18 protein-coding genes are annotated in these 15,545 nt (G+C 64.8%); 14 read left to right on the top strand and 4 right to left on the bottom strand.

The annotated features are described in order from the left end of the window. Positions 1-56 precede the first annotated feature (56 nt). From RI444_RS21000 to RI444_RS20950, 11 genes are all read left to right on the top strand, one after another. Entirely contained in the window at positions 57-953 is an 897-nt protein-coding gene (locus RI444_RS21000) for a shikimate dehydrogenase (RefSeq protein ID WP_069696386.1), read from the top strand. Then, positions 953-2,833 carry a bifunctional sugar phosphate isomerase/epimerase/4-hydroxyphenylpyruvate dioxygenase family protein gene (locus RI444_RS20995; protein ID WP_207605356.1) on the top strand — a complete coding sequence of 627 codons (1,881 nt, stop codon included), beginning with the start codon at positions 953-955 and terminating at the stop codon, positions 2,831-2,833. The genes RI444_RS21000 and RI444_RS20995 overlap by 1 nt, the downstream gene beginning before the upstream one ends. 54 nt (positions 2,834-2,887) lie before the next feature. Next, complete coding sequence (pcaH, locus tag RI444_RS20990) at positions 2,888-3,757, top strand: protocatechuate 3,4-dioxygenase subunit beta (protein ID WP_207605357.1); 870 nt, start codon at positions 2,888-2,890, stop codon at positions 3,755-3,757. A gap of 4 nt (positions 3,758-3,761) precedes the next feature. After that, a complete protein-coding gene (gene pcaG, locus RI444_RS20985; protein ID WP_021474645.1) occupies positions 3,762-4,361 on the top strand; it encodes a protocatechuate 3,4-dioxygenase subunit alpha in 600 nt (199 codons plus the stop codon). Then, a complete protein-coding gene (locus RI444_RS20980) occupies positions 4,358-5,776 on the top strand; it encodes a lyase family protein (protein ID WP_207605358.1) in 1,419 nt (472 codons plus the stop codon). The genes pcaG and RI444_RS20980 overlap by 4 nt, the downstream gene beginning before the upstream one ends. Continuing rightward, positions 5,769-6,572: an alpha/beta fold hydrolase gene (locus RI444_RS20975; protein ID WP_179012973.1), complete on the top strand. Its 804-nt coding sequence runs from the start codon at positions 5,769-5,771 to the stop codon at positions 6,570-6,572. Before RI444_RS20980 ends, RI444_RS20975 begins: the two co-directional genes overlap by 8 nt. Beyond that, a complete protein-coding gene (pcaC, locus tag RI444_RS20970; RefSeq protein WP_207605359.1) occupies positions 6,569-7,045 on the top strand; it encodes a 4-carboxymuconolactone decarboxylase in 477 nt (158 codons plus the stop codon). Before RI444_RS20975 ends, pcaC begins: the two co-directional genes overlap by 4 nt. Before the next feature lie 80 nt (positions 7,046-7,125). After that, the gene (locus RI444_RS20965) at positions 7,126-8,340 is read left to right on the top strand and encodes a thiolase family protein (protein WP_207605360.1); all 1,215 of its coding nucleotides are present in this window, start codon (positions 7,126-7,128) and stop codon (positions 8,338-8,340) included. A gap of 4 nt (positions 8,341-8,344) precedes the next feature. Further along, complete coding sequence (locus tag RI444_RS20960) at positions 8,345-9,031, top strand: 3-oxoacid CoA-transferase subunit A (RefSeq protein WP_207605361.1); 687 nt, start codon at positions 8,345-8,347, stop codon at positions 9,029-9,031. 2 nt (positions 9,032-9,033) lie between these two features. Beyond that, complete coding sequence (locus RI444_RS20955; protein ID WP_179012975.1) at positions 9,034-9,702, top strand: 3-oxoacid CoA-transferase subunit B; 669 nt, start codon at positions 9,034-9,036, stop codon at positions 9,700-9,702. A 33-nt stretch (positions 9,703-9,735) separates the two neighbouring features. Further along, positions 9,736-10,539, top strand: coding sequence for an IclR family transcriptional regulator C-terminal domain-containing protein (locus tag RI444_RS20950; protein ID WP_179012976.1), 804 nt, complete (start codon positions 9,736-9,738; stop codon positions 10,537-10,539). A gap of 4 nt (positions 10,540-10,543) precedes the next feature. On the opposite strand, the gene RI444_RS20945 is transcribed toward RI444_RS20950, so the two are convergent. Continuing rightward, positions 10,544-10,888: an iron chaperone gene (locus RI444_RS20945; RefSeq protein WP_207605362.1), complete on the bottom strand. Its 345-nt coding sequence runs from the start codon at positions 10,886-10,888 to the stop codon at positions 10,544-10,546. Positions 10,889-11,126: 238 nt separating this feature from the next. Between RI444_RS20945 and RI444_RS20940 the strand changes: the two genes are divergently transcribed. After that, positions 11,127-12,236, top strand: a complete 1,110-nt coding sequence (locus RI444_RS20940; RefSeq protein WP_062098574.1) for an EAL domain-containing protein — start codon at positions 11,127-11,129, stop codon at positions 12,234-12,236. A 96-nt stretch (positions 12,237-12,332) separates the two neighbouring features. Here RI444_RS20940 and RI444_RS20935 read toward each other — a convergent pair whose 3' ends face one another. Then, on the bottom strand, positions 12,333-13,112 hold the full coding sequence (locus RI444_RS20935) for a VOC family protein (protein ID WP_021474655.1): 780 nt from the start codon (positions 13,110-13,112) through the stop codon (positions 12,333-12,335). 295 nt (positions 13,113-13,407) lie between these two features. Here RI444_RS20935 and RI444_RS20930 point away from each other — a divergent pair, with 295 nt between their 5' ends. Beyond that, complete coding sequence (locus tag RI444_RS20930; protein ID WP_021474656.1) at positions 13,408-13,674, top strand: hypothetical protein; 267 nt, start codon at positions 13,408-13,410, stop codon at positions 13,672-13,674. 1 nt (position 13,675) lies between these two features. Continuing rightward, on the top strand, positions 13,676-14,353 hold the full coding sequence (locus tag RI444_RS20925) for an HAD family hydrolase (protein ID WP_179012978.1): 678 nt from the start codon (positions 13,676-13,678) through the stop codon (positions 14,351-14,353). On the opposite strand, the gene RI444_RS20920 is transcribed toward RI444_RS20925, so the two are convergent. Further along, the gene (locus RI444_RS20920) at positions 14,350-14,754 is read right to left on the bottom strand and encodes a hypothetical protein (RefSeq protein ID WP_179012979.1); all 405 of its coding nucleotides are present in this window, start codon (positions 14,752-14,754) and stop codon (positions 14,350-14,352) included. The genes RI444_RS20925 and RI444_RS20920 overlap by 4 nt on opposite strands. Before the next feature lie 109 nt (positions 14,755-14,863). Beyond that, positions 14,864-15,475, bottom strand: coding sequence for an NADPH-dependent FMN reductase (locus RI444_RS20915; protein ID WP_207605363.1), 612 nt, complete (start codon positions 15,473-15,475; stop codon positions 14,864-14,866). Positions 15,476-15,545 lie beyond the last annotated feature (70 nt).

Here is a 15,545-nt window from a genome sequence, read left to right as displayed (position 1 = left end):
CTCCGTGGACCCAGAAAATCCAAAGTCCGCGGTGCCGAAGTAAAAGGAGCTTGAGGATGAGCAACCGAGCCGAATCCGTTTTGGTGGGCCTGATAGGCGAAGGCGTCATGCCGTCGCTGACTCCGCCCATGCATGAACGCGAGGCCGATGTGCAGGGCCTTCGCTTGCTGTACCGCCCCATCGACCTTCTGGATCTCGCGTTGCCGGCAACCGCCGTCGGGGATCTCCTCACAGCCGCCGGCCGCATGGGCTTCAACGGCCTCAACATCACGCACCCGTGCAAGCAGCTGGTGCTGCAGCACCTTGATGAAGTGTCCGACGACGCCGATCGCCTGGGTGCCGTCAACACCGTCCTGATCCGGGACGGCCGCTTCATCGGCCACAACACGGACTTCTCCGGCTTCGGTTCGGCGCTCACCGACGGACTGCCGGCAGCGAAGCTGGACCGCGTCGTCCAGTTGGGCGCGGGAGGTGCCGGGTCCGCCGTCGCCTATGCACTCCTCAAAGCCGGCGTCAAGCATCTGGACCTTGTGGACATGGACGCCAACCGCGCGGCCGAGCGTGCCACTGAGCTCAGCGGACTTTTCCCGGTCGCAAATGTCACCGCGCACACGCCGGCCGACCTGAAAAACATCATGCCCCTCGCCGACGGCCTGGTCCACTGCACCCCGATCGGCATGGCAGCCCATCCCGGACTGCCGCTCGACATCGAGCTGCTGGAACCCCGCCACTGGGTGGCGGACATCGTCTATCGCCCTATCGAAACGCAGCTGGTCCGCGAAGCGCGCGCCAAGGGTTGCGACGTGCTCGACGGCGGCCGGATGGCAGTCGGCCAGGCGGCGGACGCATTCAAGCTCTTCACCGGAAAAGACGCCGACCGCGACCGCATGCGTGAACATTTCCTTGAGCTCATCGCCACCGAAGAGTCGGCACTCGTGAAGGCGGCCCACTGATGCGCACAGGGATCGCCACCGTCTGCCTGTCCGGCACACTGAAAGAGAAGATGCAGGCCTGCGCCATTGCGGGCTTCGACGGCATCGAGATCTTTGAGCAGGACCTGGTCACGTCGCCGCTCAGTCCTGAAGATATCCGCAAGATGGCCGCCGACCTCGGCTTGGGCCTGGACCTCTACCAGCCTTTCCGCGATTTCGACGGCGTCGCTCCGGACCTGCTGAAAGCCAACCTCAAGCGGGCCGAGGCCAAGTTCAAGCTCATGGCGCGCCTGGGCATGGACACCATCCTGGTCTGCTCCAACGTAGCTACGGCCACGATCGACGATGACCAACTGCGGGCAGAGCAGCTCGCACTGCTTGCCGCACTGGCGGGAGACCACGGCGTCAAGGTGGCCTACGAGGCCCTGGCATGGGGCAAGCACGTCAACGACTACGAGCACGCCTACCGCCTGGTGGAGGCAGTGGACCACCCCAACCTGGGCACGTGCCTGGACTCGTTCCACATCCTTTCCCGCGACTGGGACACCGCGCCCATCGAGGACATCAACACGGACAAGATCTTCTTTGTCCAGGTGGCCGACGCCCCCAAGCTCTCCATGGACGTGCTGTCCTGGAGCCGCCACTACCGGGTTTTCCCCGGGGAGGGCCAGTTCGAACTCGCCAAGTTCATGGGCCACGTTGTCCGGGCAGGCTACACGGGACCGGTGTCCCTGGAGGTGTTCAATGACGTGTTCCGCCAGTCGGACGTGGAGCGCACGGCCGTGGATGCCATGCGCTCACTCATCTGGTTGGAGGAGCAGAGCGCCAAGTGGCTGGCGGGCACCTCCGCAGAAACCGCCGCCGCCGGGACATCCGAACAAAAAGCCGCCGGCCGCCGTCGTTATCCCATGGAACTGGCCACCCTGCCCAAGGTGAACGAGCCCGCCGGGTTCAACTTCGCCGAGGTCAAGGCCGACGACACCGCGCAGCTGGAAAAACTCCTGGGCCAGCTTGGCTTCGAGTTCGAGGGCCGGCACCGCACCAAGGACGTCCAACTCTGGACCATGGGCCAGGCCCGCGTGATCATCAACGAGCAAGCGGCCTTGCACACGGAACCGGCTATCGCCGCTTTGGGGTTCGACGTCGACTCCCCAGTGATTGCCTCCGCCCGCGCCCAGCAACTCAAGGCGCCAGTGGTGTCCCGCAAGGTCCAGGCCGACGAAGAAGTGTTCCAGGGTATCTCCGCCCCGGACTCCACCGAGATCTTCCTCTGCCAAGGCAGCCCAGACGGCACAGCGGCATGGACACAGGAATTCGGCGAAGGGCTGGAGCACTCGCGGGCTGCCCGAACAGCAGTCATTGACCACGTAAACCTCGCTCAGCCTTGGCAGCACTTCGACGAAGCTGTCCTTTTCTACACCAGCGCCCTCGCCCTGGAACCGCAGCCGTTCGCCGAGGTCCCCAGCCCCAGCGGCTTGGTGCGCTCGCAAGTGATGCAGGCCAGCAACGGCGCGGTCCGGCTGGTGCTGAACCTGGCGCCCGTGCAGCAGGCGTCAGCGCCAAAGACTTACCAGGAACACATCGCCTTCGCCGTGGATGACCTCGTGGCAACAGCCCGGTCAGCACGGGAACGCGGCCTTGAGTTCCTGCAGATTCCAGCCAACTACTACGAGGACCTGGACGCGCGGTTTGATCTTGAACCGGGTTTCCTGGCCACCCTCAAGGAGCTCAACCTCCTGTATGACCGGGACGCCAACGGTGAATTCCTCCACTTCTACACCGCCACCGTGGGCAGCGTGTTCTTCGAAATGGTGGAGCGCCGGGGCAACTACGACGGTTACGGAGCCCCGAACGCACCAGTCCGCCACGCCGTCCAATATGACTCACTCCACCGGGCATAGCTGCCTGCACCCTGACAACGAAGTTGACAACGAAGCCACAGAAAGGAGCCGGTTGTGCCGCAAGACAACACCGCGCAAGCTCTTGAATCAGAGGAACTCGTGCCGCCGGCCGGGCCACACGCCGCCCACGACGCCGGAAAGGTGGAGACGCAGGCGGACCTCAGTGCCGAGATCAAAGCGATCGGCGACAAGTACGCCGAGGCCCTGAAGAACGGCAAGGCTCCTGAGACCATGCCGCGCCTGGACTATGCTCCGTACCGCAGCAGCATCCTGCGCCACCCCACCAAGAGCCTGCACCATGCCGACCCGGAAACGATCGAGCTCTACTCGCCCGCTTTCGGTCACCAGGACGTGCACGCGCTGGAGTCGGACCTGACCATCCAGCACAACGGCGAACCCCAAGGCGAACGCATCATCGTCTCCGGCCGCGTCCTGGACGGCGACGGCCGCCCGGTTGCGGGCCAGCTCGTGGAAATCTGGCAGGCGAACGCCGCCGGCCGCTACATCCACAAGCGTGACCAGCACCCCGCCCCGCTCGACCCCAACTTCACCGGCGTCGGACGTTGCATCACCGGTGCCGACGGCTCCTACTCCTTCACCACCATCAAGCCCGGCGCGTACCCGTGGAAAAACCACCTCAACGCATGGCGCCCGGCCCACATCCACTTCTCCATGTTCGGCTCCGAGTTCACGCAGCGCATCGTCACCCAGATGTACTTCCCGGGCGACCAGCTCTTCCCGTTGGACCCCATCTACCAGTCGATCGTGGACCAGGACGCCCGGGACCGCCTGGTGGCCACCTACGACCACGAGTTGACCAGCCCCGAATGGGCACTCGGCTACAAGTGGGACATCATCCTGACCGGTTCCAAGCGGACCTGGACCGAAAACGAAGCATACGGCGACGCCGGCGACGAGGAGTAAGCACATGAGCAAGCTGACACCCACACCGGGCCAGACGGTGGGACCCTTCTACGGCTACGCCCTGCCCTTCAACAAAGACAACGAGCTCCTTGCGCCGGGCAGCCCCGGCAGCATCCGGCTCCAAGGCACCGTGTACGACGGCGCAGGCAACACCATCCCGGACGCCATCCTCGAAATCTGGCAGCCCGACTCCGCTGGCAACATCGTCCAGCGCACGGGCTCCCTGGTCCGCGACGGCTACACGTTCACCGGTTGGGGCCGCGGTTCGGTAGGCAACTCCGGCGTCTACACCTTCACCACCGTCAACCCCGGGCCGCTGAAGCCGGGAGCGGCGCCGTTCATCTCCGTGGCAGTGTTCGCCCGCGGCCTCATGAACCGCCTCTTCACCCGCGTCTACCTCCCCGACAACGAGGAAGCCCTGGCCAACGATCCGCTGCTGAGCTCCCTGGATCCCGAGCGCCGCAAGACCCTCATCGCCCGCCGTGACCCCGACGGCGGACTCACCTGGGACATCCGGTTGCAGGGCGAGGGCGAGACTGTGTTCCTGGACTTCCAGCAGGACGGTTCGCTGGATTTGGCTTCCGGGGATTTGGCAACCTCATGACCGACGGCGACTTCGGCCTCCTCAGCCCCGTCACGGCCTCGCCTGCGGTGACGGCACTGACGGGCGACCGCGCCGTGATCGCGGCGATCCTCGACGTCGAAGCTGCCTGGGCAGCCGTTCTTGAGGAGTCCGGGCTGGCCCCGGAAGGGTCGGCAGCTGTGGTGGCCGAGGCCGCCGATCCAGGTCACTATGACATCGCCGCCATCGCAGAACGTGCCCAAGGCGGCGGCAACCCGGTGATCCCGCTGCTCGGCGAACTCCGCGCACGCGTGCGCAGCCTGGACACCGACGGCGTCGGCGCGGCCAAGGCCGTCCACACCTCGCTGACCAGCCAGGACGTGCTCGATTCCGCGCTCATGCTGCTGGCCGGCCGCACCGTTTCGGCGCTGCTGGTTGAGGTCAAGGGCACGACGACGGCGCTCGCCGCCTTGGCGGCACAGCATGCGGACACGCTGTGCGTGGGCAGGAGCCTGACGCAGCATGCGCTCCCGTACACGTTCGGGCTCAAGGCCGCGCAGTGGTTCAACGCGGTGGCGGCTGCTGCCCGTCGCCTGGAGTCGCTGGAGTTGCCGGTTCAGTTCGGCGGGGCGGGCGGAACGCTGGCATCGGGCTCCAAGCTGACGGCGGGTTCTTCGGCGACGCCGTTCACCCTCGCGGATTCACTCGCCCTGAGACTCGGGCTTGTTCCGGCAACCGCGCCCTGGCACACCAACCGTTTGGCTGTGACCTCCCTTGGGGACTCCCTGGCTTCCCTGCTGGATGCCTTCGGCAAGATCGCCGCCGACCTGCTGTTCCTGAGCCGCCCCGAGGTAGGGGAGCTCGGTGAGCCCCTGGCCGCCGGACGTGGCGTTTCCTCGGCCATGCCGCAAAAGCAGAACCCCGTCCTCTCCGTCCTGATCCGCAGCGCAGCATTGCAGGCTCCGGCACTGGCTTCACAACTTCACCTGGCCGCCGCGACCTTCAATGACGAGCGGCCCGACGGCGCCTGGCATGCGGAATGGCCGGCCTTGCGTCGTTTGCTCGCGCTGGCGCTGGCTGCTGCCGGACACCTTCGGGAGCTGACTGAAGGCCTGCGGGTGTTCCCCGAGGCCATGCGCAGGAACCTGGAGATCTCGGGTCCGCTGCTCCTCAGCGAAGGTGTGTCTGCCGCCGTCGCGCCTCTGCTCGGCGAGGACGGAAAGCAGAAGCTGCAGACCGTCGTCGATCAAACGCTCCTGGCGCCGGCTTCGCAGCAGGCAGATACGTACCGCAAGCTCCTGCGCGAGGCGGTCCCGCCTGCAACGCTGCCCGACGCAGACCTGGATGCCTTGCTGGATCCCGCGAGCTACCTCGGTGAGGCAGTGGAGATCAGCCGTCGCATCATTGCTGCCTACCCGGAATTCATTGCTTCAACGAAGGGAACCACCCGTGGCTAAGCCAATCGTCAAGGCCGTGCTGCTCACCCCGCAGCGCGAACCGGGATCCAAGCCGCTCCTGGTGGTGGGCCCGTCGCTGGGTACCTCCACCGTGCTGTGGACCGAGGCCGCCGCGCTGCTCGGCGACGAGTACGACGTCATCGGCTGGGACCTCCCCGGCCACGGCATGTCGCCGACCGCCACCGAAGGTTTCGACGTTGCGGAACTGGCTGACGCCGTCGTCGATCTTGTTGACTCTGTTTCTCCGGGCGTCCGGTTCCACTACGCGGGCGTCTCGCTGGGCGGGGCCACAGGCCTGCAGCTAGGCATCAAGCACGGCGACCGCCTGCGGAGCCTCTCGGTGCAGTGCACCGGCGCCAAGCTGGGCACGCCGGAGGGCTGGCTGGAACGCGCGGAAACCGTGCGGTCCCTGGGCACGCCGGTGATGATCCAGGGTTCGGCCGAGCGCTGGTTCGCCGCTGGTTTCATGGATCGACGCCCGGATGTCAGCAGCCGCCTCCTGCACGCCCTCCGCGACGCCGACCGCTTCGGCTACGCGTTCTGCTGCGAAGCCCTTGCCGCCTTTGACGTCCGGGAGCAGCTCGGCAGCATCACTGTCCCCACGCAGGCGATTGCCGGCGTCGAGGATTCCGTGGCGCCGCCGTCGTTCGCGGAGGAAGTGGTGGCCGGGATCAAGGCGGGTGGCACTTTTGCGGTGGCCGAAGCGCTCGACGGCGTCGCGCACCTGGCGCCTGCCGAGGCACCCGACGTTGTGGCCGGTTTGATGCGGAACTTCATGAAGGAGAACGGACTGTGAACGCTGTAAACCCTGAACGGAGCGGCGACGCTTCCCGCTACGGTGCCGTGCAGCCCGGCGCAACAGGCCAGGAAATCTACGACGCCGGCATGGTAGTCAGGCGCGAAGTGCTGGGTGACGCGCACGTGGACCGGGCAAACGCCGGCATCGACTCCTTTACCGAGGACTACCAGGACATGATCACCAGGATCGCCTGGGGTGGAATTTGGACGCGGCCGGGACTGAGCCGGCAGATGCGTTCCGCCGTCACCCTCACGGCGTTGGTGGCGCACGGTCACTGGGAGGAACTGGCCATGCACATCCGGGCAGCCCTTAACAACGGCCTGAGCAGGGACGAGATCAAGGAAATCCTGCTCCAGACCGCCATTTATTGCAGCGTCCCGTCGGCCAACTCGGCGTTCAAGACGGCCCAGAAGGTCTTCGCGGACATTGACGCCGCCCCCGCCCCCAACTCCCCGAACTCACCCAACTAGGTCGCATTAGTGCGCGTTTAGACCCCTCAAAACGCGCACAAATGCGACCCAGTTGGGTACCACGAAACGAAGGAAAACTCATGAACCAGGCTTTTGTGTACGACGCCGTGCGCACGCCGTTTGGCAAGTTCGGCTCCGGACTTGCTGCCGTCCGTCCTGATGATTTGGCTGCGCACGTGGTCCGGGAATCGGTCAGGCGTGCTCCCGGGCTGGATCCGGAGCGGATCGACGAGGTGGTGTTCGGCAACGCGAACGGCGCGGGTGAGGAAAACCGCAACGTTGCCCGCATGGCTACGCTGCTGGCCGGGCTGCCGGTCTCGATTCCGGGCACAACGGTGAACCGGCTCTGTGGATCGTCGTTGGATGCGGCGATCATCGCATCGCGGCAGATCAACGCCGGGGACGCCGAGCTGATGCTGGTGGGCGGCGCGGAGTCCATGTCCCGTGCGCCCTGGGTTTTGCCGAAGACGTCCAAGCCCTACCCGGCCGGGGACATGACCTTGGCGTCCACCACGTTGGGTTGGCGTTTGGTGAACCCCGCGATGAACAAGGACTGGACCATCTCCCTGGGCGAGGCCACCGAACGACTGCGGGAGAAGTACGGGATCACGCGCGAACGGCAGGATCAGTTCGCGGCTGACTCGCACAACCTGGCCGACGCTGCGTGGAACGAGGGCTTCTACGACAACCTGGTCACCGCGGTTCCGGGCACGGACCTGGTCCGGGACGAGGGTATCCGTGCAGGTTCTTCGGCGGAGAAGCTGGCCGGGTTGAAGACGGTGTTCCGTCCCGAAGGTTCAGGGCCCGACGGCGGCACGGTCACCGCCGGGAACGCCTCGCCTTTGTCTGATGGTGCTTCGGCTGCGTGGATCGGGTCGGAGGCTGCTGCTGGGATTCTGGGGTTGGAGCCGTTGGCCCGCATCGCCGGCCGTGGCGCGCACGGCAACGATCCCCAGTTCTTCGGGTACGCCCCGGTAGAGGCCGCGAACAAGGCCCTCGCGAAGGCGGGCATTGGCTGGGACCAAGTTGGCGCCGTCGAACTTAATGAAGCGTTCGCCGCGCAGTCGCTGGCGTGCGTCGACGCGTGGGGGATCGACCCCTCGATCGTGAACCGCCACGGCGGCGCGATCGCGATGGGCCACCCGCTGGGTGCTTCCGGTACCCGCATCCTGGGTACTTTGGCGCGGTCGCTGCAGGCCTCCGGGCAGCGGTGGGGCGTCGCGGCGATCTGCATCGGCGTTGGCCAAGGCCTGGCCGTGGTGCTGGAAAACGTAACTGGTTCTGTAAAGGGTTAAGACGATGTTGAATTTCATTGACACTGTTGGCGAGGCCGTGGCCGGGATCAAGGACGGTTCCACGGTGATGATCGGCGGGTTCGGCAACGCCGGGCAGCCGTTCGAACTGATCGATGCGCTGATGGACTGCGGCGCGAAGGACCTGACCGTGGTGAACAACAACGCCGGCCAGGGCGACCAGGGCTTGGCGTTGCTGATCAAGGAAGGCCGGGTGCGGAAGATGATTTGTTCCTTCCCGCGGCAGTCCGATTCGTGGCACTTCGACGCGAAGTACCACGCCGGTGAGATCGAGCTGGAGCTGGTGCCGCAGGGGAACCTGGCCGAACGCATCCGTGCCGCCGGGGCCGGGATCGGCGGGTTCTTCACACCCACCGGATTCGGCACCATGCTGGCCGAGGGCAAGGAAAGCAGGTTCCTGGACGGCAAGTGGCAGGTGTTCGAGACGTCGATTCACGCCGACGTCGCCCTGATCAAGGCGTTGAAGGCTGACGGCAAGGGCAACCTCGTGTACCGCAAGACGGCCCGGAACTTCGGCCCGATCATGGCAGCCGCGGCCAAGCACACCATCGTTCAGGTCTCCGAGATTGTGCCTACGGGTGCGTTGGATCCGGAAAACGTGGTGACCCCGGGGATCTACGTCAACAGCGTGGTCCGCGTTGGTTCTGCAGCATCGAACGGAAAGGTGGCCTGAGCATGGGCACGCAAACAAGCATCCAAACCTCGGAGAAGCCGCTGGGCCGTGACGAGCTCGCCCAGTTGGTGGCCCGCGACATCGCCTCGGGCTCGTTCGTGAACCTGGGCATCGGCCAGCCCACGCTCGTCTCCAACTACCTCACCGAGGACCAGAACATCACGCTCCACACGGAGAACGGGATGCTGGGCATGGGCCCGGAGGCGGTTGGCGATCAGATCGATGGTGACTTGATCAACGCCGGCAAGATCCCCGTCACGGAACTGGCCGGTGCCTCGTACTTCCACCACGCCGATTCGTTCGCGATCATGCGCGGCGGCCACCTGGACATCTGCGTCCTGGGCGCGTTCCAGGTCTCCGCCACCGGTGACCTGGCCAACTGGCACACCGGCGCGCCCGACGCGATCCCCGCCGTCGGAGGTGCCATGGACCTCGCGACAGGCGCCAAGGATGTGTTCGTGATGATGACGCTCCTGACCCGCGACGGTGCCTCAAAACTCGTGGAGCAGTGCACCTACCCCCTCACGGGCGTCGGCTGCGTCACCCGCGTGTACACCGACAAGGCAGTGTTCCTCACAGGACCCGACGGCGTCACCGTCCGCGAAACCTTCGGCTGCACCTTCGAAGAAATCCAGGAACTGGTACCCCTGCCCCTGAAACGGGCGGAGTAGGCCCCGGCTTCAGCGCAACTAGGATTGATGACCATGACCGACTCCGCAGTTGCCCCGCAAGCCAGCGACCAGTACGTCCAGTCGCTGGCCCGCGGGCTCGCTGTCATCCGGGCGTTCGACGCGAACAACCCGGTCATGACTCTGAGCGAAGTCGCGGCGCGTACCGACCTGACCCGTGCCACGGCCCGGCGGTTCCTCTACACCCTGGTGGAGCTCGGCTACGTCCGCACCAACGGCAAGACGTTCGCGCTGACAGCCAAGGTTTTGCAACTGGGGTACTCCTACCTGTCGGCGCTGTCCTTGCCGCAGTTGGCGCAGCCGCATCTGGAGCAACTCAGTGTGCAACTGGGGGAGTCCACGTCGGCCGCCGTCCTTGATGGCCACGACATCTTCTACGTTGCCCGCGTGGCCACCAAGCGCATCATGAATGTCGGAATTACGGTGGGCACCCGCTTTCCGGCCTATGCGACGTCGATGGGCCGAGTCCTTCTGGCCGGGCTTCCGCAGGCCAAACTTGAGTCGTACCTTTCGACGGCGGAGCTCAAGCCGCTCACGGCGCGAACCATCACCGATGCGGCTGACTTGAGGGCCGCCGTCGAGCGCGTCCGCCAGCAAGGCTGGTGCCTGCTTGACCAGGAACTCGAAATCGGGCTGATGTCCGTCGCGGCCCCCGTGTGGAACCACAACAACGGCGACAACGTGGCGGCCATCAACGTGTCCCTGCAAGCCCAGGCGGTTGCGTCCCAGCCGGACCCGGAGGCGTACTTGGATTCCGTCCGGGAAGCCGTGGTTGCCACTGCCAAGGTGATCTCCCAGGATGTGTCAGCGAAGCACTGACGCGCTACTTCCGGATCGCCGCCAGCCGGGTTTCCAGGATCCGCCGCACCAGGGAATCGGGGAGGGGATTGTCCTCCGAGAAGCGCAGGGTCCCGGGAGACCAGGAGTATCCGCCGAGTTCCTCGGACATTTCCGGCAGGATCTGGCCGCTGAACGGGTAAAGCGCAAGGTGTTTCTTGGTTTCCAGGACGCTGACTAAGCCCTTGCCGTCCACGAGCAAAGCAGGCATGCCGTGGCTCGTGCCTTCTTCCGCGTCGGGCGCCAATTCACGGGCAATTTCCACGATCCGCTGCAGCAGGGAGCGGTGAGGGTCGGTGACGGTCTGCAGATATTCGGTGACGGTTCCCATAGGGCCATGCTCCCTCTTCAGGCGTGAATTCAACAGACAGCACTCAGTTAGGTAACAACCCTGCAAACGGTCTTCATGGTTGCCATGGGTCTCTTGTAGGATTCCTCACAAGCCTGGTTGCGCTGACGCACGACTGGGCTGCTTTGTTCCGTGCGCCGCTGGGAGGTGCTCGTGGACGAAGCTGAGCCGATTGTGTACTGGGCGCAGTCGGCACAAATTAACATTGAAGGAAAAGTCGATGTCTAGAAGTGGGCTCTCTCTTCCCCCCGGCGGTGCCTTGGAAGGGCCGCCGAATGATCGCGCCGGTAAGCCTGTCCCTGCTGCGGACGACACCCGCGTCCGGCAGCAGGCGTTGGAAATCATTGAGTCCATCCTCGCCGAAACGGATCCCCGGAGTCAGCAGAGCCGGAGGAACCTCGAGGAGCGGTTCACGCAACATCCCGATGATCCCAAGGGCGTCCTCCTGGAGCACTTGATCGTGACGCGAACCCAGCCGGAGACCGCCGAGGCTCCCGCTGCCCATCAAGACTCCATGAGCCTGAACCGTGAATCCGCCGAGGCTCCACAGACGGTCACCATTCCGGTGGATACGGAGGTGCGCAAGCGCATCCAATCGGTGCTGCGGGACAAGTTGCTGCTAACAGCCTTCCAACCCATCCACGCCTTGCCGTCCGGTGAAGTGATCGGCGTCGAAGCCCTGATCCGGTTTGTTGAGCAGGATGGCGCCGCGGCCGATGTGTGGTTCCGTGAAGCTTCGGCGGCAGGTCTTGGTACAGACCTGGAGATCGCGGCGCTGTCCTGCTCCTTGGCGGCCGCAGAGGACTTCCCGGACACCATGTTCGTAGCTTTCAACCTCACCCCGGAAACGGCAGCGGACCCGCGGGTGCGGAAGCTCCTGGAAGGGGCCGGCTTGGCGCCGGACAGGATCGTTATTGAGCTGACGGGCAGCCTGGAGTTGGCCGACGGCTGGGACGATGACCATGGATTGGGTCCGTTGCGCCGCCGTGGACTGCGCCTCGCAGTCAGCGCATCCGGTGCGGGTTTTGTTTCCATGGACAAGATCGAGGAACTTCGTCCGGACATCCTCAAACTGGACCGCCACCTGATCGAAGGCATTGACAACTCTGAAGGGCAACGCATCCGCGCCCGCGCGGTTGTTGCGCTTGCCCGGGAACTGGGGTCCTCCGTGGTGGCCCAAGGCATCGAAACGGCCGGGGAGCTGCAGGAAGCAACCGCCCTCAACGTTGCCGCGGCTCAGGGTTACCTGCTCGGCCGCCCGTCGGTGCATCCCCTCGACTGGTCGTCCTGGTCCCTGCACTCCCAAGCGGAAGCCCAGTCGGTCGGCTAGCAGCCTGCTGAAAAGCCCGACGGCGGTGCTGCCGCCGTCGGGCTTTTCATGTCAGGCGGTGGTCACGGCCCAGCCCCGGCCACCGCGTGCCGTCACTCAGTCGTTGGCTGGCGCCACGGCGATAACTCCGAAGACGTCTCCTTGCGGTGCTTCAACGATGACCATCCGGCCAAAGGGTGTATCGGACACGGGGACCAACAGTGTTGCACCGAGTTCTTGTGCCCGCGCAGCCGTCGATGCGACGTCATCGCTGGCGAACCAGGTGAGCCAGTACGCGGGGTCGCTCTGCGGGATTTGGGTGTCGTGGTGAATACCGGCCACTTCCCGGCGGTCGGAGTCCCGGAGGCAGGTGGCGTAAACCATGTCCGCTCCTGTGACCTCGTGGTAATTGAAACCGAAGACGCCCGCGTAGAAGGCCCGGGCCTCCGCGTAGTCGGAGGTGTGGAGTTCGTTCCAGCACAATGAGCCGTGTTCATTCACGCGTTCAGCGCCGATGTGGTTTCCGGCCTGCCACACGCCGAAGACGGCTCCGGTGGTGTCCGCGGCGATGGCCATCCTGCCGGAATCCATGACGTCGAACGGCGCCATCAGCACCTGGCCGCCGGACTCACGGATCCGCTCAGCGGTGGCATTGACGTCGTCGGAGGCCATGAAAGTGGTCCATGCGGAAGGCATGGCCGGATCATCCTTGGGGCCGAGGCCCGCAATGGCATGGCCATTGAGCTGAGCCAGGAGATACCCTGCCTCATCGTCGGCGGAAAGGTAGTCCCACCCGAACAGGCCGGTGTAGAAGGTTTTGGCAGCCTCCACATCGTCGACTGACAGGTCTACCCACATGGGCGTCCCGGCGGGCCATTTGGAAATCTTGGTGGACATGTGACTCCTCGGTATGCGCTGCAAACAGGTCAGCTGCCTCCCCGGGAACACCATGCGCGGGCGTTCCCGGGGAAGCAGCCATCCTTCTTGTATGGCCCAACCGGATTCGTGACTCGGTTTAGTGTTCCTTTTCCAAGTCCTCAGAACGGCCATCACAATTCTTGGTCCCGGCCTTCGCAAGTGCCGGCGGGAGCGTAAGCCGGCCGTCCGCCGTCGTGCGTTTCATGAGGCGGCGAGAGCAGCTATATAATAAGTAAACTTACTAAGCGGAGGCATCAGAACGAGGAGGTTTGGGTTGGCGGGACATCTGGAATTGGTTGACGCTCCCGATGGGGGTTACCGCGTGCTGATGGTGGACGGTGAGGACACCCTCATGGGACTGTCCAAGCGCTACTCCTCAAAGAGGGAAGCTGTGAGGGCTGTGGAAGCGCTTCGGGAAGTAGCCGGCACGGGCCTGCTGCGGCAGGGTTCGGCGGATCGTTACGCGCTCCTGGAGTCGGAAGAATTCATGATGGACCGGACGCTCGCCGGCCCCGCTCCTGCGCAGGTGGAGGTGGGCTGACGTGGCCGAATCCAAGAAGCGGGGTGTCCTGTTTGACGTTGACGGGACGCTGATCGACTCAAGCTATTTCCATGCATTCGCGTGGTGGCAGGCGTTCAGGCGCGAGGGCCTCGACGTACAGATTGCCGACATTCACCGCTGCGTGGGCATGGGCGGCGACAAGCTGGTCCGGCATCTGGTCCCCGACTGCACGGATGAATTGGAAGAGGAGCTGAAGTCGGCGCACGGTGCCGTGTTCTCGACGTTCTGGCCGTCCCTTCGCGCTTTCGAGGCAGCCCGTGACCTCTTGGCGGCGTGTTCCGACGCCGGTCTGGCCGTAGGTCTGGCTTCCTCGGCGCAGCAACGTGACTTGGACGTGAGCCGCAAGGTGCTGGACGCGGGAACGTCGATCGATGCCTGGACGAGCTCCAATGACGCCGAGGCAAGCAAGCCGGAGCCGGACATTCTGCTGGCCTGCCTGGACAAGCTTGGGCTCAGGCCTGAAGATGTCGTGTTCGTTGGCGACGCCGTATGGGACGTGAAGGCCGCAGGGAGCATTGGCATCCCTGCCATCGCGTTGACCTGTGGCGGCATCAGCGAAGGTGAACTGCGGGACGCAGGTGCCGCGGAAGTCTATGACAATCCGCGGCACCTCCTGGAGAATCTCGAAAGCAGTGCGATCGGGAAACTGGCGCGTTAGCGCTGCTCGTCCTGTACTTCCTTGTTCCGGCCGCGTCCGCGCATGGCCCACACAATCACCAGAATGATGATGATCAGGGCTGCCGCTCCGAGGATCCACGGAATGACGTTGGTGCGGTTCTCTTCCTGCGGATCCGATTCACCGGTGCCGGGGTTGGCCGGGCCGCTGCCGGCAGGATTCGGGGTTTCAGAGGCGCCCTGTGACGGTCCGGGGTTGGTTGGCGTCTGGGTCGAGGGGCCGGAGGGGTTGGTCGGCTCGGGTGAGGGGCTGGTGCTGGTTGCCGAAACGTTGCTGCTGACGTGGCCGGAAACCGGCCCGGCGGCATTGGCGGCGCCGGCAGACAGCAGGGAACCGAACAGTAGGGTGAGCGCGAAAGTGGTCGAGGCTAATCTACGAAGCATCGTTTCTCCTGGGTAGGGGCGTGTCCGAGGACCTTCACACTAATAAGCATACTGACTAAATAGTGAAATGTGGGCCGCACACCCGAACATGTGCGGCCCTTTTCTTTCCCTAGCGGTTCAGTTTGTCAGCATCGGGCTCACGGTCGCCGATGTGGCCGGGAGCGTTGGCGGCCAGGACACGCTGGACAAACGCGCTGTACTCCTCCATATAGTGGCGCAAAAGCGCGGCGGTACCTTCGTCCTTAACCGAGCCGTCGTCGTCGTACGCGTCTGCCACAAACCGGATGTACGCCTCAGGTGCGTTCAACTGCGGCGCGTCCAGGAAGCTGAGGACGCTTCGCATGGAGGACTGCATCACCGCAGTACCAATGCCGCCCGGGGAAGCGCCGATGATGCCCGTGGGCTTCCGGGCGAACGAGTTGGTCCCCCACGGCCGTGACCCCCAGTCAATGGCGTTCTTCAAAGCGCCGGGGATGGAACGGTTGTATTCGGGGGAGATGAAGAGGATGCCGTCCGACGCCGCGATGGCGTCCTTGAGCGCGCGGCCTGCAGGCGGAAAGTCGTTGTCGTAGTCAGAGCTGTACAGCGGGAGGTCCTTGATGGCGATCTCATGGAACTCGAGTTCGGGCGGAGAGACGCTGATGAGGGCCTTGGAGAGCGTGCGGTTGATGGAGGTACTTGAGAGGCTTCCGACGAAATAACCGATCTTGAATGAATCCATGGCGGCGTTCCTTTCCGACGGCACGGCCGGAACCGGCTCGTCGACGTGCGGAGGCTGGTTGCCCCAGCTC

The sequence above is a fragment of the Paenarthrobacter sp. AT5 genome, from assembly GCF_032764245.1.
GTDB lineage: Bacteria > Actinomycetota > Actinomycetes > Actinomycetales > Micrococcaceae > Arthrobacter > Arthrobacter ureafaciens.
This window is presented reverse-complemented; position numbering and strand designations above follow the sequence as displayed.